The sequence below is a fragment of the Wujia chipingensis genome (assembly GCF_014337155.1).
Classification (GTDB): Bacteria; Bacillota; Clostridia; order Lachnospirales; family Lachnospiraceae; genus Coprococcus_C; species Coprococcus_C hominis.
Genome location: NZ_CP060632.1, coordinates 1,280,551 through 1,303,156 on the forward strand (window position 1 = coordinate 1,280,551; position 22,606 = coordinate 1,303,156).

Annotated in this window: 17 protein-coding genes; 13 read left to right on the plus strand and 4 right to left on the minus strand. The window is 45.1% G+C overall.

Features of this window, described 5'->3' with window-relative positions; genetic code table 11:
- Window positions 1–112: 112 nt before the first annotated feature.
- Window positions 113–379: a 30S ribosomal protein S15 gene (rpsO, locus tag H9Q76_RS06005; protein WP_021986042.1), complete on the plus strand. Its 267-nt coding sequence runs from the start codon at window positions 113–115 to the stop codon at window positions 377–379.
- A gap of 80 nt (window positions 380–459) precedes the next feature.
- Here the strand turns inward: rpsO and H9Q76_RS06010 are convergent, their stop codons facing one another.
- From H9Q76_RS06010 to H9Q76_RS06025, 4 genes are read right to left on the minus strand one after another with little or no spacing between them, the layout of a single operon-like run.
- Complete coding sequence (locus H9Q76_RS06010; protein WP_243032587.1) at window positions 460–1,254, minus strand: DUF6034 family protein; 795 nt, start codon at window positions 1,252–1,254, stop codon at window positions 460–462.
- Window positions 1,158–1,967: a hypothetical protein gene (locus H9Q76_RS06015; RefSeq protein ID WP_249321830.1), complete on the minus strand. Its 810-nt coding sequence runs from the start codon at window positions 1,965–1,967 to the stop codon at window positions 1,158–1,160. Before H9Q76_RS06015 ends, H9Q76_RS06010 begins: the two co-directional genes overlap by 97 nt.
- 18 nt (window positions 1,968–1,985) lie before the next feature.
- Window positions 1,986–3,410: a DUF6034 family protein gene (locus H9Q76_RS06020; protein ID WP_249321831.1), complete on the minus strand. Its 1,425-nt coding sequence runs from the start codon at window positions 3,408–3,410 to the stop codon at window positions 1,986–1,988.
- Window positions 3,411–3,425: 15 nt separating this feature from the next.
- A complete protein-coding gene (locus H9Q76_RS06025) occupies window positions 3,426–4,859 on the minus strand; it encodes a DUF6034 family protein (protein WP_249321832.1) in 1,434 nt (477 codons plus the stop codon).
- A 196-nt stretch (window positions 4,860–5,055) separates the two neighbouring features.
- Here H9Q76_RS06025 and aroE point away from each other — a divergent pair, with 196 nt between their 5' ends.
- From aroE to H9Q76_RS06085, 12 genes are all read left to right on the plus strand, one after another.
- Complete coding sequence (aroE, locus tag H9Q76_RS06030) at window positions 5,056–6,450, plus strand: shikimate dehydrogenase (protein WP_249321833.1); 1,395 nt, start codon at window positions 5,056–5,058, stop codon at window positions 6,448–6,450.
- The gene (locus H9Q76_RS06035) at window positions 6,447–7,196 is read left to right on the plus strand and encodes an AzlC family ABC transporter permease (protein WP_249321834.1); all 750 of its coding nucleotides are present in this window, start codon (window positions 6,447–6,449) and stop codon (window positions 7,194–7,196) included. The genes aroE and H9Q76_RS06035 overlap by 4 nt, the downstream gene beginning before the upstream one ends.
- The gene (locus H9Q76_RS06040; RefSeq protein ID WP_021986036.1) at window positions 7,186–7,491 is read left to right on the plus strand and encodes an AzlD domain-containing protein; all 306 of its coding nucleotides are present in this window, start codon (window positions 7,186–7,188) and stop codon (window positions 7,489–7,491) included. Before H9Q76_RS06035 ends, H9Q76_RS06040 begins: the two co-directional genes overlap by 11 nt.
- A 122-nt stretch (window positions 7,492–7,613) precedes the next feature.
- Complete coding sequence (locus H9Q76_RS06045; RefSeq protein ID WP_249321835.1) at window positions 7,614–14,345, plus strand: type II secretion system protein; 6,732 nt, start codon at window positions 7,614–7,616, stop codon at window positions 14,343–14,345.
- 22 nt (window positions 14,346–14,367) lie between these two features.
- A complete protein-coding gene (locus H9Q76_RS06050) occupies window positions 14,368–15,054 on the plus strand; it encodes a hypothetical protein (RefSeq protein WP_249321836.1) in 687 nt (228 codons plus the stop codon).
- A gap of 1 nt (window position 15,055) precedes the next feature.
- The gene (locus H9Q76_RS06055; protein WP_117780212.1) at window positions 15,056–15,442 is read left to right on the plus strand and encodes a hypothetical protein; all 387 of its coding nucleotides are present in this window, start codon (window positions 15,056–15,058) and stop codon (window positions 15,440–15,442) included.
- 18 nt (window positions 15,443–15,460) lie between these two features.
- On the plus strand, window positions 15,461–16,141 hold the full coding sequence (locus H9Q76_RS06060; protein ID WP_021986032.1) for a PilW family protein: 681 nt from the start codon (window positions 15,461–15,463) through the stop codon (window positions 16,139–16,141).
- A 12-nt stretch (window positions 16,142–16,153) separates the two neighbouring features.
- Window positions 16,154–16,942 (plus strand): prepilin peptidase, encoded by a 789-nt coding sequence (locus H9Q76_RS06065; protein WP_249321837.1) that lies wholly within the window; start codon window positions 16,154–16,156, stop codon window positions 16,940–16,942.
- Window positions 16,943–17,084: 142 nt separating this feature from the next.
- Window positions 17,085–18,284 carry a type II secretion system F family protein gene (locus tag H9Q76_RS06070; protein ID WP_117780209.1) on the plus strand — a complete coding sequence of 400 codons (1,200 nt, stop codon included), beginning with the start codon at window positions 17,085–17,087 and terminating at the stop codon, window positions 18,282–18,284.
- 77 nt (window positions 18,285–18,361) lie between these two features.
- Window positions 18,362–19,879, plus strand: coding sequence for a type IV pilus biogenesis protein PilM (locus H9Q76_RS06075; RefSeq protein ID WP_249321838.1), 1,518 nt, complete (start codon window positions 18,362–18,364; stop codon window positions 19,877–19,879).
- Window positions 19,880–19,892: 13 nt separating this feature from the next.
- Window positions 19,893–20,681 (plus strand): hypothetical protein, encoded by a 789-nt coding sequence (locus tag H9Q76_RS06080; protein ID WP_021986028.1) that lies wholly within the window; start codon window positions 19,893–19,895, stop codon window positions 20,679–20,681.
- Window positions 20,665–22,350 (plus strand): GspE/PulE family protein, encoded by a 1,686-nt coding sequence (locus tag H9Q76_RS06085; RefSeq protein WP_021986027.1) that lies wholly within the window; start codon window positions 20,665–20,667, stop codon window positions 22,348–22,350. Before H9Q76_RS06080 ends, H9Q76_RS06085 begins: the two co-directional genes overlap by 17 nt.
- The last annotated feature ends 256 nt before the right edge of the window (window positions 22,351–22,606 follow it).

Consider the following 22,606-nt stretch of genomic DNA (forward strand, 5'->3'; position numbering starts at 1 on the left):
CTTTACAAGATGAAGGTCTTGTGGTAAGATATCAAATGCCGTCACTTGGTTATAGGATCACTCCGACCATAACTCAGCGACTGGACAAAATAAGAAAATGGAGGAAAAAAGCATGATTACAGCAGATCAGAAGAAAGAGATCATTGAGAAGTATGCTCGTACAGCAGGTGATACAGGTTCACCAGAAGTGCAGGTTGCACTCCTTACAGCAAGAATCAACGACCTGAATGAGCACTTCAAGGTACATCCAAAGGATCACCACTCAAGAAGAGGTCTTCTTAAGATGGTTGGTCAGAGAAGAAACCTTCTCGCATACCTTAAGAGCAAGGATATCGAGCGTTACAGAACACTTATCGAGCAGCTTGGTCTTAGAAAGTAATAACAACAAATTAGTAAATAAACTTAAAATCACACACACTACAAAAGGGATTGCATATGCAATCCCTTTTTTTATGATTCTTATTTATTTGTCTGGTTGTTGTCGGTTGGTTCCAGTGTGCCAATAAATGGGTTATAGATGCTGCCATCAATCGCATTGATAATTACATAACTGGATTTGTAAAGGATACCGGATTCATCCGGTTTAAGCATGTAAAACCATGCAGGAACGAGCGAGTAGGATTTGTGCTTGGAATCAGAAATCCGGATCAGACCATACTCGATACTCGTTACCGTGTATTCGCAATCAGCTATGGAAAGGGGATCGAAAGGACTGCTGTTCCATATGCTCATGAAATCAATCTGTGCCTTTGCAATGGCATCAATCTGATCAAATGACAGGGTTGGAGAAGTTTTTGCTTCTATGGTGTCTGCCTGCATTGGATTGTTCCAGATCAGGTAGGAAAGTCCGTTGCTGTCTATGCTGGCGGTCAGAGATTCAAAACCGTAAAATGTATTGGATTCGTCCGCGGAGAATATAAAACCACCATTGGAGTCATATTTGGCATTGGAATAATCCGTCAGGGTTGTTGAAAATGTCTCAGATGTATATAAGGTAGAAAGATTATTCAGGCTTCGGCTGGCATAGAACAGATAGGAGTCTGTGGCAGGTTCTGTTTCTTCTGCCGGAGGTTCTACGGCAAAGGAAGCATTGATCGTATAATGTTGAGGATGCCGTATAGCATCCAGTGTTTGCACAATTGTATAATCAGTAATCTTCAGTGTCTGCATATATTTTTCTGTAATCTGCTCCGCTTCTGTGAGGGAGAGGGAACAGCTGTTTTCCCCATTTTGCTCAACGTAAGCGGAAGAAATCGGATACGCCTTATAGGTGTTACTGGTAGAAAAATCGATAGCATCAGTACAGTACTGTTTGTATAATACCATACGACAGAATAGAGTGGATTTAAAAATGCCAGATAATAGTGCTCTTTGGAAATGGTTCCGTCTATAATACAGAATTGGTTCGATATAAATTGTCCGATAGCATCCCTTTCGCTATAGGAATTGTTATACCATTTGATTTCACCGTCGGTTTCTACGACACGCTTTGCCGCGTCGGTATCATGCTGTTTGCCTGAAAGCGTATCTGTAGCGTCGTAGTATTCTGCAATCATATATTCCGGGATTGTCGAGAAATCCTCATAACTTTTGAATGTATCTTCCCAGGCGCTACAGGCGGCAGATAAATCCTCTATCGAACGGAACTCATATGGCATAAAGAGCGAATAACTTCCCTCATCGAAGAGCAGGTCTGCATACGTCTGGATGTCTGCGTCCGTGAAATCTGCGCGGGATAAGGACGCAACTGGTGCATTTTTCTCAGCAAGCGAGGTATCCACCTGTGCCTGTACAGTCAGAGTCCCTTTGTCCCCCGGAACGGTGTAGTCAAGATTTCGGATAGGGTCATCTGTGGCATCAGACGTAGATGCAGTATCTCCCTGATAGATGACAGTCTCTTTCCTGCCGCAGGCAGAGAGACAGGATGCAAGAAGTGTAATAATTAAAATCCAGGATAGTTTCTTCATATGCGTTCTCCTTTCGCTTTAGTTGATGTTTCCGTTATAATCATGATAGATGCTTCCGTCGATGGCACTGATTATGACGTATGGGGAAAATGTACAAAATGGGGAAGAAAGAGATTCCCCATCGATCATGTAATACCACGCAGGAATATACATATAGGAATCAGATTCTTCGTCAAATAACCGGATCAATCCATATTGAATCTCCTTGATTTTGTAGGTGTTATCCGCAGAAAATGGTAAAGTCGTCCCATCGAACTTCGAGATGTAATCTTTGGCGATTGCGTCAATCTGATCGAAAGAGAGCAGTTGTGCATTTGTCTCTAAGACTTCCTCTACTTTCATCGGATTCTGGATAACCAGATAGTTGATACCATCATTTCCGACATTCGCGAAGATGGCTTCGTATCCATATCTGGCATTCGTGTAAGAATCGTTGGAGCTGCTGTTTTCACCGATTGTCCCGGAGACTAGTTCGCGGGAGAAATTGAAATCCGTATGAACAGGAGCGATACCGTCCACATTTCTGCCGCCATAGAGCAGATAGGAATCATAGGAATATCCATCGTTTGAAGAATCGCTGGCTATGATTTCCCCATCTTTCGTTATCTCGTAATCGGGCTTTATGGTCTGCGCCTTCTGTACATCTGTGATCGTGTAATCGGAGATTCCCATAGTCTGAAGCGTATCAAGCACCATTGCTTTTGATTCTTCCTTAGAATACTGACACTCATCGGAGTACGATTCATTCTCATAAAGAGGGTTTGCGTAGGTGTCGTAGTATTGCGGATACTGGATATATGGTTCGTAGATCGTGTGGAGCAGCATTGTACAGTACACATCCGTCTGTATAAACGACAGATAGTAAGGCTTCTGGCTGATCGTTCCTTTGATGACGCAGAAATTTGTATAAATATCCGTATTTTCGGAGGAGGTGAAACGATACCATTTCAGGGAACCATCCGTATGAATCGGGGTGACCACGTTGTCATTCTCCATACATTGCTGGGCGATATAGTATTCCTGCAGCAAAGAGTATGGAATGTCTGCGCTGTCGTTATATTGTGCGATTTTCTCCTGCATATCGGCACACGCACTTTTGACCTCCTCATCCGGGCGCAGGACATAGGGCAGGAATAATGCGTAGCTTCCAGCATCGAAGATGGCATCTGCAATCCGCTTCATATCATCCTTGGTGTAGTCGTTTCGGGAGACTTTTACCACAGGGGAACTTTGTGCCGATAAACTGGTATCGACATCGGCATCCACCGTAAATGTCAGGAGTCCGTCTGTGACCTCATAATTCCGGTGCAGAACCGAAGCGGTGGCAGCATCGCTTGTCGTTGCCGGTTCATCCACGTATGAGATATCTTTCTCTTTTCCACACCCGGACAGGGCGGATAATGCAAGGATGGATATGAGAATGCCTGCAATTCGTTTCTTCATAAGATCTTCCTCCTGTTAATCTGATTTGTTTCTATGCTGATAGATGTAGCCAAGTTCGTCATTGTAGATACTTCCGTCGATGGCGTTGATGATGACGTAGGCAGATGGGAAATAATAGGGTTTGCTTTCCTCGCTTCCTTCTGCAAGATAATACCATGCCGGGAGCAACTGGTAGGAATCATCCTCTTCGTTGGATACCCGGATCAGTCCGTACCGGATATCTGTTATGTCATACACCGTCTCATCAAAGGTGTGTTTGTTGATGTAGTCCTGTGCAATCGTATCAATCTGGGAGAAATCCAGTGTGTTCGCCATATCGACGTCGATGGTTTCAATCTTCATAGGATTGGAGACAATCAGATAATTCAAGCCGTCATTTCCGACATTGGCGGTGATGAATTCATAGCCATAGAAGGTATAATCCTCATAATTGGAGATCGTTCCGTTTTCGTCCTGATCCATACTTTCATAATCCGTCAGTTCTGGCTGAAAGTTTGCAGTGGTGTAGACAGGTGTAAGTGCGTCTAAGCTGCGTCCACCATAGACCAGATAGGAATCATAGGATATTTCCGGTTCTTTGTTGTAGTTTGCTGATACCTGATAAGTGTCGTCAATATCGTAGACAGTCCGGATGGTCTGCGTCGGAAATACGTCGGTAACTACATAATCATTAATCCCCATTCGGGAGAGTGTATCGGTGACAAGTGTTGAGGCACCTTCTGTGGAATACGAGCAGATGTTGTCGCTGCCGGCAAGCGTTTCGAGCATATCCGGACGGATCGGGGATAATTGGTTAAACAAGCCATAGGTAAGCTCTTCGTTATAATCTTTGTGCAACACAAGCATGCAGTGCTTGCGCGTCTGGACGAAGGAAAGCTGATAGTCCTTTCCGTCTATCGTGCCACGGATATTACAGTAGTTGCAAAATTCCTTGACGGTCGGATAGTATTGAATCGTTCCATCTGTCTCGATGGGATCAAAGACACCGCTTGCTTTCGCACTTTGTGCGTAGGAGCATTCCGCCAACAGATTATATGGAATCTCCGATTTATCCGCGTAAGTAGCGAAAGTCTCTGCAAACGCATCACAGGCAGCAGTGATATCTTCCTTTGACTGATGGCTGTATGGCAGGAATAATTTATAGCTTCCCTCATCGAAGATTGCAGCCGCAATACGTGTGATATCTTCATTTGTATAGTCGCACCGGACGGCGGTCGCAACCGGTGCAGACTGTGTGGACAGACTGGTGTTCACATCGGCGTCAACATTGACGGTCGTGCGTCCGTTCGATACGGAATAGTTCAGATGTAGGTCGGATGCGGAAACGGCATCCTGTCTGGAATCGTTTTCCTGAATATAATCGACGTCCGCTTTCTTTCCACATCCGGATAAGGCAGAAAGCAGAAGTGCGCTGATCACCATTTTTGAGAATATGGTTTTGCGTCTCATATGAAATTCCCCCTCTTAGTTTTTCGTGCAGCATCCCTGTCGATTGTCGGACCTGCGTGTAAGAACTGTTTATATTATAGGATACAAATGTATCAGAAATGTATCTAAATGGTTGCAGGTTTTCACTTTTATGGTATTATATTTGAGGAAAATGTCTGATTATAGACAATTATAGACGAAACAGGGGAAAATAGCGATGGAAATCATGAAATATGCGATACAGGGTTACGAGGATGTCGCTGCAGAGCATCTGCTTGGAATCTTCGGAAATCCGATCAAACATACATTGTCACCGGTCATCCATGACACGCTCAGCGATGCACTGGGGCTGTCAGAGCGGTATGTGCCATTCTGCGTGAAGGACGAGGATTTGTCCCGTTGTGTGAAGCTGGCGTATGACGAGGGCGTGCTTGGACTGAATATTACCGTGCCGCACAAGCAGCACGTGATGGAGAGTCTCGTGAATGTGGATATCGCCGCGAAGACGATCGGCGCGGTTAATACACTTGTCCGTGTGGAGGGCGGCTATAAGGGCTACAACACGGATATGCCGGGACTGGCGAAAGCGTTAGAGACAGAAGGAATTGCATTAAAGGATGAGACAGTTATCATGCTTGGCGCAGGTGGTGCCGCACGTGCGGTCGCGTATATGTGTGTCAGCTACGGCGCAAAGCAGGTGTATATTGTAAACCGGACATTTGCGCGTGCGCAGGCAATCGCGGATGACATGAATGCATTTACAGAAAAGACGGTGGTGCAGGCGGTGGCTTCGGAGGATTATCAGAGTATTCCGGATGGAAAATATCTGATGATCCAGTGTACTTCGGTCGGGCTGCATGAGGGTGACGGAATGCCGTTTGATTTTGGCGATGCGTTCTATGCGATGGCGAAGGCAGGCGTGGATCTGATCTACAATCCGGCACAGACGCCATTCTTAAAGGAGATGGCGAAGCTTGGCGTGCCAGCGGTAAATGGCTTGAAGATGTTACTCTATCAGGGCATTCTTGCATATGAATTGTGGAATAATCTGAAAGTCTCTGAGGCGCTGACGGATAAGGTGTATCTGGCGCTGCAGGATGCGATCTATGGGAAGAAACGCGGCGATAACATTGTCCTGATCGGTTATATGGGTGCCGGGAAGACAACCGTTGGAAAGGCACTTGCCAAGAAACTTGGATATGAATTTATTGATACCGACCTTTATATAGAGGCACAGGAGGGAATGACGATTCCGGACATCTTCGAGAAGAAGGGAGAGGCATATTTCCGCGCTTTGGAGACGGATGTCATCCGGAAACTTCGGGAGAAGACACATTGCGTGATCGCGACGGGCGGTGGACTGCCGCTTCGCAAGGAGAACAGTGATCTATTGAAAGAAGTCGGAACAGTATATTATCTGATGGCAGATGCAGATACGACCTATGCGCGGGTAAAGCATTGCACGAACCGTCCGCTGTTGCAGTGCGACGATCCGTATGCGAAGATCCAGGCGATGATGAAAGAGCGGGGACCCGTCTATGCGCGTGCCTGCCATATCCGTGTGCGGACAGACCACGGAACTTTAGAAGAAGTGATGGATGAGATAAAATGAGTGGAGCAGAAAATATAAATCGAAAAAATTACTGCGATGGAATGCGGGATGCAATTCCAATCGCACTTGGATACCTTGCGGTCGCATTTACACTTGGTATTGCGGCTAGAAATGCGGGGGTGCATGCACTTCCGGCGACAATTATGAGTCTGACGAATACGACATCGGCGGGAGAATTTGCGGCAATCACAGCCATTGCCGGCGGCGTAGGGTATGCAGAGCTTGCACTGATGCAGCTCGTCATAAACTTACGTTATATGTTGATGTCGTGTGCACTGACACAGAAGCTTGATCCGAAGTTTTCAATCATACACCGCTTTTTTATTGGATTTGGTGTGACCGATGAGATCTTCGGCATCTCGGTTGCGAGAAAGGGTAAATTGAACCCATGCTATATGTATGGCGCGATGTCAATCGCGATTCCGGCATGGACGATTGGCACCTGTCTCGGCGTGGTGCTTGGCAATGTACTGCCGGGCGGCGTGGTTAGTGCGCTTTCCGTTGCATTATATGGTATGTTCTTGGCAATCATTATCCCGCCTGCCAGAGACAATAAGGTGATCCGCGGACTTGTGATCATCGCGATGGCGGCGAGCTTCCTTTTCACGAAGATACCGGTGATCAAGAATATTTCTTCCGGTATGAAGGTGATTATTCTGACTGTTGTGATCTCCGGGGTGGCAGCCGTGCTGTTCCCGCTTCCGGATGAGGAGAAGGAAGAAGAGGAGGCGAACCATGAAGCATAATATTTATCTGTACATTCTTGTGATGGCAGCAGTCACGTATCTGATCCGTGTTCTGCCACTCACATTGATCAAGAAAGAGATCAAGAACAAGACGGTGCGGTCGTTTCTGTTCTATGTGCCATATGTGACGCTCGCGGTTATGACATTCCCGGCGATCCTCACGGCGAGCAACAGTATGGTGGCAGCAGGCATCGGATTCGTCGTGGCGCTGATCCTTGCATGGCGCAGGACAAGCATGTTTGTGGTGTCGCTTGTTTCGTGTGCGATTGTGTATATACTGGAGCTATTTATGTAAGATATCACACAAATTTCACCGAAATGGCAAAAATATGCAAAAAAAATCACTGGATAAAGTTTGCCTTTTTTCCGATATATTTGTATAATAAAGCGAATAGTGTTATACAGTAGGTGATAAATATGAGATCGACACAAAAGAGACGATGCAGATCCAATCGGGGTTTCACGCTTGTTGAGATGATCGTGACGATGATGTTGCTGTCGATATTGCTCACAATATCAGTCATGGGACTTATGGCATGGCAGGACTGGTCAGACTTTAACCAGGCGAATGAATATGCAGAGACCATGTTTTTGGCAGCGCAGAATCAGTTGTCGGAATATAATGCAAATGGAACCTTAGAAGATTTTGCAAAGCAGACGAAAAATTTTAGTCCAGCCGAGGTGAAGCTGGATTCGATATATTACGAAGAAGGACAGGCGTACAGTGATGATTCCGTTTGGGTAACGGTAAATAAGGGTACGCTTATTTCTGTGCGTGCAAATAAGGACGATTATAGTCTGTATGCGGCAGGAAAAAATACGACAAGCCCGACGGCACCAATCGTATATCAGCTTTTACAGGGGTATCTGTATGATACGTCTATCTTAAATGACGCGATCTGCGTCGAGTTTTCCTTAGAGGATGGACAGGTATTTTCTGTCCTTTATTCTGCCAAGTCAAATGGAGATGAGGTAGAAATTTTCGAGTATGATAATGACAATGATTCCCTTCGGGGTTCGGTTAACATTGCCACCCGGTATGATTCTTACCGGAAAGACCGTATGATCGGGTACTATGGTGTGGATACATTGTCGACGGCGCTGAAGGGTACAAAGGAAAAGCCATCCATTGACGAAGTGAAATTAAATAATGAAGATACATTAAATCTGTCATTCAAGGTCAGCAAGCCGGCAAATGCCGCACAGAAGATGAATTATGACATTACCGTCTATGATGTAGATTCTGATTTCTGTACCAGTGAGAATATGGCAGATGGTGTTCCGGTTATGAAGTTCACATTAAACGGAGCAAAGATCAAGAATTATGCAAACCGGCAGGCACAGAACTGTGCAATCACACGGTATGTGAAAGATGAGACTGGAACTTGGAGTGCGCAGGAGCTTGGGGAGTTCCCAGTCCTTGCATGGAGCGATACGGATGGAACGATCCGTGTCGTATTGGATGCAGCGGATTTTCAGGCGACATCTGCCAGCTATGAGATGAATTTGTCAATTTTACGGGACACATTGAAAGCAGATAAGGTTGCCAATGCAAACTTTAAGTTCAAGTCAACCTATACATTCCATCGGTTTGGTCTGGATGCAAATAAGATCAAATGCTCGATCAAGGGGTATGGTGCTGCATATGATACAACAACAGAGCGGCAGAGTAACCAGTCGTATGTTTATTTTGCCGAGGAAAATAACAATACGGATGCCACAAAGAAGGTTGTAAATTACAATTATTCGATTGCAAATGCAAGACATCTTTATAATATGCGTTACGTGACAGATATTACAGCGAATACTGAGAAGTCTGTGGATGAACTGCGCCTGAGCAGTGCGCATTATGAGCAGGATACAAAGAAAACGTTAGCCTGTCACTTCCAGTTGTCGGAAGATATCGATTGGACGAAATTTGTGGCGTCAGGGGCGTTTTATAATACAAATGGAAATGATATCAATATCAATTTAAATGATGCGACAGAAAGTCTGGCAGAATCCTTTATCTCGATGAAGCAGCTTCGTGCGGAAGATTCTCTGGATGGTAAGAATACAGATGGTGAGTCGTATACGATCAAGGGACTTACTATGTCTCAGGCAGGAAATGCCCTGTGTAGGTTGTATACAGACACGGATACTGGTAAAGCGGATGATGAGAAAAAGCCGGTTGGTTTATTTGCCACGAATTATGGAACTATCGGAAATCTGAAACTGGATGAAGTACAGATAACGTCTCCGGGCGATTATGTTGGCTCTTTTGCCGGAATCACGGTGTATGGTAAGAATCTGACTGGAGAGACGGCGGGAATCTTAGAAAATCTCGAAGTCGTAAATGATGATGTAGACGCAGAAACAGCCAGTTTTGTAAAAGGAAAGTCTTATGTCGGTGGTATTACCGGAACACTGATTGCGGATTCGGATTCGGTTGTGTCTGCAGTCACATGGAAGGAGCTTTCCAATGCTGCAAAGGTAACCGGACTTTCACATGTGGGAGGTGTTGTCGGCGAGCTTCGGACAGAGAAGAATCGGTCAACTGCCATCACATTGGAAGATTGTGAGAATACAGGTGCCGTATATGCGGTCGTGAAGGATGGCGAAGATAAAAAGGACAGTAAATTCATCGGTGGTATAGCGGGAAGCTGTGTAAACGAGTATGCGGCAAATCATACAGATGATACATCAGCCCTTGTAAATATTACAATCAAAAACAGCAACAGTACACCGTTTTATTCGAGAAAAGATTTACAGGCATTCCTTGGAAATCAGGATGGAACGGCATTTGCAACTTATGCGGACAAGGTGGCTGGAACGTATGTCGGTGGTATTACCGGTTACAGTTATTTTAGTACGCTTGAAGGTGTGCGTGCAGAATTGGATAACGGCAAGTGCAGCTATGTATTTGGACATGATTATGTCGGCGGTATCGTCGGTTATGCAACTGGTCCTGCGGAGCTTTCGGGTACGGACGATACGAATACAAATGGCAGAAATGACAACTATGTCATTGGCTGTTCCTATGTCGGTGGTGTGATTGGCGCGAATGCAGATATTGATCTGGCAAAGACACAGGAAGAGACAGGAAATAGCAGTAACGATACACTGTCGTTAGTTGAAAATGGAGCAAAGCCAGTCGTGGTATCGGATGCTGTGAATACGAAAAATACGGTGTCAAACTGGCAGAATACAGGCGTTGTCTATGCAACCGGTATGTATGCAGGAGGTATCAGTGGTTATAATACAGGTTCTCTGCTTGAAAATCTTGATACATCGGGTGCAGTGACTGTTGCTGGGGAATATCCGGTTTCCCATGCAGCTGATTATGTTGGAGGAATCACTGGTTACAATCATGGTGTGATCAAAGCAGAAGCAAGAAAAGATAACAATGTACGCATCGTCGGTAAAAACTATGTTGGTGGTATCGTTGGTTATAATGACAGTGGCGCGGAAGTTACAAACTACGCTGTGACGGCTGGAAGTATAAATGGAGATACAGATAAAGGAAGCTATGTCGGCGGACTTGCCGGCTGCAATGCGTCGATTTTGATGTTGCAGAAGGCAGACGGAAGTGCGAAACAATTATATGTAAGCACACAGAACATCAGCGGCAAATATTTTGTCGGTGGTGTGATTGGCGCGAACATCATCAATACGAATGGGTATAACCAGAACATGATTACGGAGCCTGGACAGAGTGGATCTACCGATACGGCAACGGATTCTTCCGCGGGTAATACAACGAAACTTTGTTATGTAACATTGCAAAGGACTAATTTATGGGGAAATGCGAACGCTCCGACAGCGCAATATGATTTTAACGTTGTAAATGATAGTGATCAGGAAATGACAAACTGGTATTTAAAAATGCATTTTAAAAAGGGCGCTGTTACAGGGGAACAATTTAATAATGTATCAGTAACAAAAGATGACGAATCTTCTGAAACAGAGACGATTTATATTATAAAACCAGATCAGTGGCATCCGAATATTGCGGCTGGACAGACTTGCGGACAAAAATCATTTCAGCTTTCATTTATAAATTATGAGGAACTTTATTCTTTCGATATCACAGATATTGAACTTTTTTATGGTGGCGGTGATGGAAATAAGACAACGATTAAGCCAGGCAATATCAACATTACTGAGAAAAACAAGCATACAGTTGGTTTGAATGATAGTACCTATCCTTTTGAAATAAATGGGCAAGCAACGACGGGTTACTGGGATGGCAATAAAAATCAATGGATAAATACAGGTAGTGCTTATCAGATTAAACTCTTGAAAATCGAGAACGCAAGTGATGATGATATTTTTGACTGGTCAATAGAACTTCCTTTGGAAGAAAGTGATCAATTGTATTTGGAATCTTTGAATTATTCAGGAGCAAGTTATGAGATAAAGCAAAGAATAGAGGATAATACAACATATCGGTACTTAGAGTTCAAGTGTTATGCAGATAATAGTAGATTAAATAAGCATACAAAATTAAATAATGGTGGTGGAGCAGGTGTAAGTGTATATATTATTGGAGCTCCAGAAACATATAATCGAATATTGGAAAATGCAAAATTGATTTTCTATACAACGAAATTACAACAGCAAACCGAAGATATCCAGTACGCCCGCATTCAAACTTCTGCGGATATGGCGAACTTCTCCGGCACAATTACAGGCAGTGCATTTACTGGTGGCTACATCGGATACACGATGCTTGTAAACAGTACGGACACAACCTATGCAAGAACGACAGCGGAGAATGTAAGAAAACTGACCTTAAATCAGGCATCAGAAGTTGCCGTAATCAATGCGGTATGTAATGCAAAGGTTGATACAAGCGAAGTGCAGATGTATGTGACAGGTACTGTTGGCGGTGGAAGCGTGACAGCAGATACTTATGTTGGCGGACTTGTTGGATACGATGATGCAAACACATTTTTACGTATCGAGAATGCGAAGAACCGGGCTGCTGTAACGGCAAAGACTGGATACGCAGGTGGTATGATCAGCGCGAGCCGCAAGTCGAATAATAAGATTCTGACAAGCAATAATTATGGAACCATCACAGCGAAAGAAGTTGCAGGTGGTATTGTCGGTGAGAACAAGGGTACAGTCAATCAGTGTACTGTAGATGCGGCGATTGTAGGTAAACTTGGTACATCCATTGCAAGCTACGGCGGTATTGTCGGTGTGAGTGGTATTGCATCAGAAAAAACAGGGGATGTGGATGCAGCACAGATAACGGAATGTAGATTTACAGGAAGTATATCCGGTGTCGGAAATAATATAACGGCACATGTCGGTGGAATCGTTGGTGAAAATGGTTTTAATTCTACGGTCAAGGCAAGCACTGTTGGAAGCAAAGAAACAAACGTGCATGGTGGCATGGCAGGTACAGCAACCTATGATATGGCAACAACGAATGTCGGAGGTATCGTCGGTACAAATTATGGAACGATTTCCTCAACGGATAATAAAGCAGAGGCAACTGGTAATACAACGATTGACAACTATCTTGGTTATACTGGTGGTATTGTCGGATGTAACCAGAAGGGGGCCATTGTAAAGGGCACACAGACAGAACAGATTATCACAGCGGGTAAATGGTATGTGACAGCAAAAGCAGCAGGGGAAAATACGGCTGTGGGTGGCATTATCGGACATTCGATGTCTGGCGAGAATCTGGAGTACCTTACGAATTATGCAGAAGTTAAGACGACTGCGACCGGAAATATCGCGGTTGGTGGCATTGTTGGACAGATGGAGAATCAGACCAGTGATGCGATGACATTTACAAAGTGCAACAATTACGGTACGGTTACCGGAACATGGTGCACGGGTGGTATGATTGGATACCTGCGCTACAGGGGCGTGAAGTTTAATAGCTGTACAAGTGATGGAGCCGTGACGGGGGGGACAAGTGTAGATGCGATGGTTGGATATGCAGATGCTGATATCGAGAGCAATATTCAATATGCAGATTGTACAGTAAATGGAACAAAGTATTCGAAGACTACACAGCTTGCATCGAATGGAGCAGAAGAGAAACAGGTCGTTATGGATGCTTCAGAAGGTAAAAAGGAAGCAGAGACAATGGCTGGAACGATGGGACAGCCAGATGAGACAGAGAATGCTGTGACGGATGCGGATACACAGGATTCTACGACAGAAGCAACAACCGAGGAAATACAGACTGTCCAGAAGCTTGAAACACCGGATGTCAAGCGTTTGGCAGACGATGTGCGTGTCCTGCAGTATTACGATGGAACAAAATGGACATTGACAGCACCAGTACAGGATGAAGATCTGGTTGGAACGTATGAGTCACGGGCATATCGGTTCGAGGTACAGGATGGCGCCGATTATTACGAGGTGCAGATCAAGGATGCAAGCGGGGCATATGGCGTGATGTATGTACAGCCAAAGACCGATAAATATTATGTATACTATGCAGGAAGCAACGCAAAGATCCGCAGAGAAAGCCTGTGTGAAGCAAATCCATACACGGAGTTTGCAGGTATTCTGACGGAAGAAAAACCAATAAGCGTAAGCTATGCCGTAAATGTACGGCTGGAGGATACAACGACTGCAATCTGCGCAAAGGTGGTTGCAGAAAAAAATCAGATTTCTGTGTTACTTCCAGATACAACGACGTTCGTTGCAGTACAGGCAGTTGTCGGCGAGGCACATCTGGATGCCTTTGAAAGCTCGGATGTCGCAATGTGGAAACTGATTCCGGTTGATGATGCAACGACAACAGATGCCAGCGCAATCACGGAAGCCGAGGAGATGGATATGGTGATCTGGACTGGAACTGTGAAAAAGGAAGCTGCAAAGACAGAGCTTCCGAAGCTTGCAGGAACAACGGTGACAGTTGGAAGTGGTACGACACAGAAAGAAGTTGTGAATTATACAGTGGCAATTGAGCAACCGATGCTCGTACAGGTGCTGGGATTTGATGCAGAGGGTACATTAGTACAGTCCGTTTATTATACCGCAGACCAGACAAGCGCAAGCTTTATACTGGAGAAGGACACATGGTTTACCGAGGATGTGAAAGATGTGCAGATCCGATTTGCGGCAATTTCGGAAGATGGACTTGCCGAGTGGACACAGCCACAGACGCTGACAATTACCGGAATATCAAAATAGTAGAAAGATAAATTACAGGTACATGCAGAGAAAAAGAAAGCTCAGACAATTTCATAAAGAAGAAAATCGCGGTTCTGCAATGATCGTGGCGATTGTTGTCAGTATGGTTGTCGTTGTGTTCTGCTTATCTTTGCTGCTTGTAAGCTATGCATTGTTTTCGTCTTCGGTGCGCCGGGTGACACAGAACCAATGCCGGGAGCTTTCGAAGACGATCAGTATTGAAATAGAGAAAGAACTGACGACGCCGGCATATACAAGTTTTGATATGCAGAAGCAAGATGTGACGGATGAAAAAAATCTGCTGTGGCAGTATCTTCGATATAATGTGTGTCAGGGCAACTGGCCGTATTATGAATCGGAGAGTTCGACTGATCATGGGGAGAAAGCGGCGTACCGGTATTTTACTCTCGCAGCGACAGGCGGAGATACGACAAAATATGCAGCGATGGCGGATGATATTTCAGTCTGTATCTATTGGGAGAACGATGGCAGTTATCAGATATCGAAAAACGATGTTGTCCTTTGTGTCAAAGTAACCTGTACGAAGGGTGACCAGACAGCATCCATGTTGTCAAAGTATAATTTGTCCTGTATGGATTATGAGGACGCAGAAATTGGTGTGGATACTGGAGATGATACGGTAAATCCATCGAAAAATGATATTCTGAAAAGTGAGCATTGGAGCTGGAGTTTCCTGGAGCGTGAGTAACATGAAGAGAAGAAAAATCGTGCGACAAATGAATAATGCAGGTTCGACGATGGTGGAAGTGATCGTTGGATTCGTGATTCTTGTGATGGTTCTGGCAGAGTGTATGGTACATCTGCTTGGCGTATCCGGAGAATTGGTCAAGAAAAGCAAGGATATGCAGGAGGAACAGCGTATCCTGAACGAGGAAATGTATCGGACGGATACCGTGTTTGAGACATTAGCAGATACAGGCATCACACTGACGGTGGACACAAATAAGACAGATTCACAGAATATGCCACAGGCAACGAGCTTTGCGATAGAAGCAAAGCTGCACCGTTATTATAGTGATCGTGCCGATCTGACGGTGTTCCGGGTGATACATAAAAGTGAAGAAGCAGGAGAATAAGAGGAGTCAGTTATTGAAATGAAAAAACTGAAGCAGCTTTTTCGAAAATTTCATAATAAGAATCAGGGACTCACGCTGGTGGAAATGATCGTGACCTTTATGCTTATCGGGCTTTTTATGATTGCGGCGAGCAAGGTGATCGCGAATACGGTGAGTGTCTATTATACTGCGAAGGGCACTGCAAATGGTATGCAGGTATCATCCATCATTGCTTCGAAGATCCGCGGTGAGATCGAGGGTGCGCGGGATGCGACAATCACAACGGAGGTAAAAAATGAGGATGGAACAACGAACGAGGTCACATTACCATATGTCATGCAGCTGTCGACAGATGCGACGCTCGGTGGACAGAATGAAACGACAGGGTATAATAAGATCGAGTTTACCGATGCGCAGGGCAGTCATGTCTATATTGGCGTGAATGAAGAAGGATATCTGGTTGTGCATTATTATCCGGTGGTGGTTGCAAGTGGCGAAGTGAAGAGTACTGACTGGGTATTTGACCAGAAAGCGTATATGGGGTATTCCATCAAGGAGTTGAAGTTTACACAGCCGAAGGGAGATTATGCAGACAATATTATTTATATGAGTCTGACACTGCATAGCTCGCGGTATGGTGATTTTACATACACGGAATATATTCAGTGTTATAATTTAGATGCGAATTCCGACACACAGATCAACTGTAAAACAGAGTAAAAGGAGTAGAACATGAATTATTTTTTATATGCAATGATATACATATTGGTATTTTTGATGGGAGTGACTGTGTTTTCTTATCTGAATCTGGTCATTGAACGGCTTCCGAAGAAGGAGAAGCTGACGATCCGTCATTCCCACTGTAAGCAGTGCGACCACGAGCAGACATGGAAAGATGTCATTCCGATCTTTTCCCGGATTCGTTATCAAAACCGCTGCAGATATTGTGGTTCTGTATTGCCGAAACGTCCGCTTATTATCGAGCTGGTCGGTGGTGCATTTGCAGTATTTTCTGTTGCAATGTACGGAATTCATCTATCCGCGTTGCTGTTCTTCCTTGTGATCTGTGATCTGATGGTGATCACGATGATTGATGCGGACACGCAGGAGATTCCGCCACAGTTGAATGTGATTTTGCTGTTGCTTGGTATCCCTGCTATCTGGGTGTTGCCGGGACCAACGATCATAGAGCGTGTGATTGGACTGTTTGCGATCAGCGTGCCGATGTTTATTCTGATGTTATTCAACGGCTTTGGCGGCGGCGACGTGAAAATGATGTTTGCAGCCGGATTCCTGCTTGGTTGGAAGGGTGTAGTTGCTGCATTCTTCGTCGGCATCATTGTCGGTGGCGCGTATGCGATATATCTGCTTGTCAAGAAAAAGAAGGGCAGAAAAGAGCAGTTTGCATTTGGACCATTTCTGGCGTTTGGCGTACTTGTTTCGCTGACGCAGAATCTGGGAGACACGATGATTTCGACCTATATTGATTATGTGAAGAGTATGATGACTTCAACATATTAAAAGAAAAAACATGAAAGTGATAGACACAAGAAAAGAAAATCCGTATTGTGAGATGGACTTTCTAATTACAAACCGGAAATAAGTTTTTGCCTGTGGATTTGCAGGCAGTGTCTGAACTTGAGATAAAAAGGAGGAAACGTCCTTGGTCACTTACAAATACAGAGCGCAGGATGAGAACGGAAAGATGATTTCCGGTACGATGCAGGCTGCGGATGAGCTTGATCTGCATGAGCGCTTGAAACAAGAAAAAAAATATCTGATACAGGCGAAGGCACAGGCGGACAAGAATAATACGAAACGGCTGAAGTCCAATGCGATTTCTGATTTCGCAAAGAATATCGGCGAACTGCTTGGTGCGGGTGTCACACTCGTGAAAGCACTTCGTATCATCTCTGAGGATGAGTCCATCAAGCCGAAGGAACGTGAGGTATACGTGGGACTTTCGAAGCAGGTGCGTTCCGGCGTACCGCTCTCTGAGGCGATGCTTGCGAGTGGCGATGCATTTCCACCGCTCTTTATTAACATGATCAAGAGTGCGGAGAGCAGCGGAAGCATGGATAAGATTGCGCTGCAGATGTCAGTGCATTATGAGAAAGAATACCGGTTGAATCAGAAGGTCAAAAGCTCGATGACGTATCCGAAGATTCTGTGCGTATTGATCGTGGTTGTAGTGGCAATCATTATGGGCTATGTCATTCCGCAGTTTAAGGATTTGTTCTCACAGATGGATACACTTCCGACATCCACGACGATCCTGCTTGGAATCAGTAATTTTGTGAAAAATAAGTGGTATGTCTTAATTATTGCGGCTGTTGTATTATATATTTTCTTCCGGGTTCTGTGTGCAATACCCGGAATCCGGTATGCGAAGGATAAGCTCGAACTGAAGCTTCCGGTCATCGGCAAGCTCCGCCGTGTTATCTATACGGCGCGTTTCGCAAGAACCTTGTCGAGCTTATATTCCGCAGGTATCTCGATTATCAACTGCCTGCAGATCGCAAGAAATACGATTGGTAATTCTTATATTGAAAGACAGTTCGACCAGGTAATCGCAGATGTCCGTGCGGGTATGAATCTGAGTGAAAGTCTGGACCGTGTCGATGGATTTACAAAGAAATTGTCTTCTTCGGTCGCAGTCGGCGAGGAGACAGGTGCGCTCGATACGATGCTTGTATCGATTGCAAATCAGATGGAATATGATTCTGAGGTTGCGATGAATAAGCTGGTTTCTTACTTAGAGCCTGCGATGATCGTCGTGATGGCGGCAGTCGTTGGATTTGTTATTATTTCCGTAATTCAGCCGATTTACGGCTCGTATGCGACGATTGCGAATTCGTACTAAATATGCCCCAGAAGCAATGTATTGAATCCGGGTATTACAGTACAGGATGAAATCTACTATGGAAGGAGAACATACATATGAGTACAGTCATTTATCTGGCAAACCAACAGATACAAGTGATCACCGGTACTCCCGGAAATCGAAAGATTTCTGTCGCGGATTGTTATACGGAAGATGCACCGGACGGCTGCATCATCAATGGTATGATCATGGATGCGGATGCATTCGTGAGTTTCATGCAGAACTTCTGGACGACGCATAATCTGCCGACGAAGGATGTGATCTTGGTCATCAATTCAACGAAATTTATCGGTAAGAATATTGAGATGCCTCTGCTCAATCCGAAGAAGACGGAAGAGTTTATTAACCGCGAATTTACAGATATCAAACAGGGAGAGGATTATATCTGCGGATATTTTCCAATCGTACAGAATAAGGCAACAAAGAAAATCTACGCCGAGATTATCACAACCGATTTCATCAAAGATTATGTGGACATCTTTACAGAGATTGGCGTGAAGGTAAAGGCAGTTTATTCCGGAGAGAGTAGTCTGATCCGTCTGACAGCATTGACAGCGGCGCAGCAGTACAAGACATTCGTTCTGCAGATTGCAGACCGCATGACGATTACGACGATTCTCTGGGTAAATGGGGCTTTTTATTACTTCAACAGTACCCGCTGCTTCCATGATCAGGGAACCGAGGACTATGCGCAGGATATCGCGCGTTCCGTCAGCCAGATCCGTCAGTTCATGCAGGCAAACCAGCTGGATTATCCGATTGAGGCAGTTTTACTTGCGGGTGTGAATCCACAGGATCTGCCATTATATCAGAATGCAATTTCCCAGCTTGATATTTACGCGCGTGTGGAGGTATTTGCAGATACACATGTTGCAACCAATGGTCTGGATGTACAGGCACATTTCCACCCGATCAGCGGTCTTGTTACGGGAAATGCCGGCAAGCAGAATTTCTTAGACGGCTATCATGCCGGAAAAAAGAAGGAAACAGAAGGTGGCGGAGTTGGAAAGGGATTTCTTGCAATTCTGATCAGTCTTGCTGTGATGCTTGTGGGACTTGCCGTGTGTATTACGGTGCGCACACTAAAAAAACAGGAATTGCAGAAGCTGAAGGAGTACAATGAGTCTCCGGCAACGATTATGGAGGTTGCACGGTATGATGTACTTTTGGAGCAAACATCCTATCTGAGCAATCAATACAATGCGATTGCAGGAGTGAATCAGAATCTATACACGTATCCGGTCTGTAACCGTGAGGTGATGAGTGTGGTCGATGATTGCGCGCAGGGGCTTGTAACCGTGACCTTTGATTCTTTCGATGCGGATCTGGGCGTGCTGACGATGACAGCGCGTGCCGATACGGTAGATAATATCAACAAATTCATCCGCAATTTGTGCGGCGTGGATATATTCAGCAATGTTGATTATACCGGATATTCTTATGTGGAATCCGATGAGCTGTGGGATATCCATGTGACCTGTACACTGGCGGAGTCCGCAGGCAGACATACCGATACAGATGCACAGCCAGAGACAACAGAAACAAATTTGCCGGATGTCGGCGATGCAGAATAAGGAGGGAATCGTTATGAAGTTAGAAATGACACAAAAAGACAAAAACCTCCTGATCATGCTTTCTATATTCGTGATCGTAGTCTGCATTGGTTACTGGGGTATTTACCCGGTTGTAAAGGGTATCGTGAATACGAACAAAGAGATTGCGACACAGAAGGAAACACAGGAAGAAAATGAGCTGAAGCTTACGCAGGTGCCGATGATGGAGGCAGATAACGAGCGGTTTTCAAATGAGATACAGGGAGTACGAGAATCATTCTTCCCAATGATGGAAAGTGCAGAGATTGATAAGTATTTTACTGAGCTTGTGTTAGGATATAACTTGTCAGCCTATGATCTGGCTATCCAGATGCCACAGGAAGAAACGGCTTTGGAGCCATATGTATATTCGAAGCGTGCGGCAATGCTCGCAGCACAGGAGGAAACGGATACGACTGAAGCACCACAGGGCGCGAAAGCGGAACGCTCTGAAATCGAAGCGGCTGAGGAGAGTGGCGGTATGTCGACGGACAGCGAAACGAGTGCGCTTCCGGCATTTGATGATGAGGTAACAACAGGTATTTATAATGCGACGGTGACACTTCGTCTAGGCGGAAAAGAGAGTGATCTGCTTCAGCTGATCGAAGATCTCTCAAACAGCGATAAGAAAATCCGTGTGTGCAACTATTCATGGTCTGAGGAGCGGAGTATCACGAACCTGACCGAAGAAGGTGAGTACGATATCAAGACTGAGCGTGTTTTGACATTGACGCTTGAGATCTATATGTACGAGGAGGTGCCGGACGATGGAAATGCGCAGTAATAAAAATATCCGAATCGGTGATGTATTGCAGGAACTTGGATACATCAACGAAGATCAGATCAATCAGGCGGTTGCCTACCAGAAGGAAAACAAAGGTGTCCGTCTTGGTGCCGCATTGATTGCACTTGGCTTTATCACAGAGAAACAGATGTTAGAGGCGCTTGGAAAGCGTCTGAATTATGAGGTTGTCAATATTTCGGATCTGTCTGTGGATGTGAAAGCGGTGGAGATGATTCCGCGTGTTCTTGCCGAGAAATATAACATGATGGGATACAAGGTAGAGGATACGATGTATTATCTCCTTGTGGACGATCCGCTGAACTTCTATGGAATTGAGGATATCCGCCAGATTGTCGGACGGGAAGTTCATATTTCTCTGTGTGAGAAGGCACCGCTCGAAAATTCCATTCAGTATTATTATTCAGAGGTATCTGCAAGACAGGCAGCACAGAAAGCATCGGCGAATACAACACAGACGAGTGAGGTTATGGAGATCAGCGTAGAAGAGGGCGACGATGATACGCCAATCATCAACCTGTTTAACAGCCTGCTTGTCCGTGCTTATAACTCAAATGCATCTGATATCCATATCGAGCCATTTGAGAACCATACAAGCGTGCGAATGCGTATGGATGGTGTTATCTGCGACTTCATGACGCTGCAGAAGAACATTCACAATTCCCTGCTGGCACGTATCAAAATCCTTGGTGATCTTGATATCGCAGAGCGAAGAATCCCGCAGGATGGACATTTCCGTATCAACATTGAAGGTGTGAACCTGAATGTTCGTGTATCTGTCATTCCAACCGTATTTGGCGAGAAAGCGGTTTTGAGACTTCTTGCATCGGCAGGTTCGATCGACCATATGGGAACGTTCGGTATGACTGACCGGAACTATAAACTCGTAATGCGGATGCTGCAGTCACCAAACGGAATCATTTATCTGACCGGACCGACGGGTTCCGGTAAATCAACGACACTGTATATGATTCTGGAAGAACTTGCAAAACGTAGTGTAAATATCTCGACGATCGAAGATCCGGTCGAGAAAAATGTGCCAAAGCTCAATCAGATGCAGGTAAATAATACCGCAGGACTGACCTTCGAGGTAGGACTTCGTGCCTTGCTTCGTCAGGACCCGGATATCATCATGGTCGGTGAGACGCGTGATGCAGAGACCGCATCGATTTCTGTCCGTGCCGCAATCACCGGACATCTGGTACTTTCGACTCTACATACGAACGATGCGGCTTCTTCCGTTGTCCGACTGGCGGATATGGGCGTCGAGCCATACATGATCGCCAGCTCTTTGGTTGGTATCGTGGCACAGCGACTCGTGCGTAAAGTCTGCCCGTTCTGTGGTGAATGGGGACCGATGACCGAGCAGGAGGAAGCAATCGCAGGCGTACATTTCCCTCAGATCAAGCATGCCAAAGGCTGCAGACAGTGCAACAACACGGGCTACAAGGGACGTATTTCTATCCATGAAATCCTGATGATCGATAAGAAGGTGCGTGAAATGATCACGAAGGGCGCTTCGGTCGAGGAAATCAAAGATTATGCTGTACAGGAGCAGGGCATGAGTACCTTGAAGAAGAGTGCACTCGAACTCGTGGAAAATGGTACGACGACTGTAGATGAACTGTTGCGCGTGTCTTATTATGAGTAGGATGAGAGCGGAAAAAATATATGTTTAAAGCACATATTTAGAAAGCAGGCAGAAAAACACAAACCGGAAGCTGATTGGCATGTAGAGAAGGGAAAAGTGTGTATAAAAGCGAGAATTGAAGTCGGAAAACACGCGGCATGTGTTTTTTGAAGGGAAAGCAAGCAGAAAAACACAAACCGGAAGCTGATTGGCGTGTAGAGAAGGGAAAAGTGTGTATAAAAGCGAGAATTGAAGTCAGAAAACACACGGTATGTGT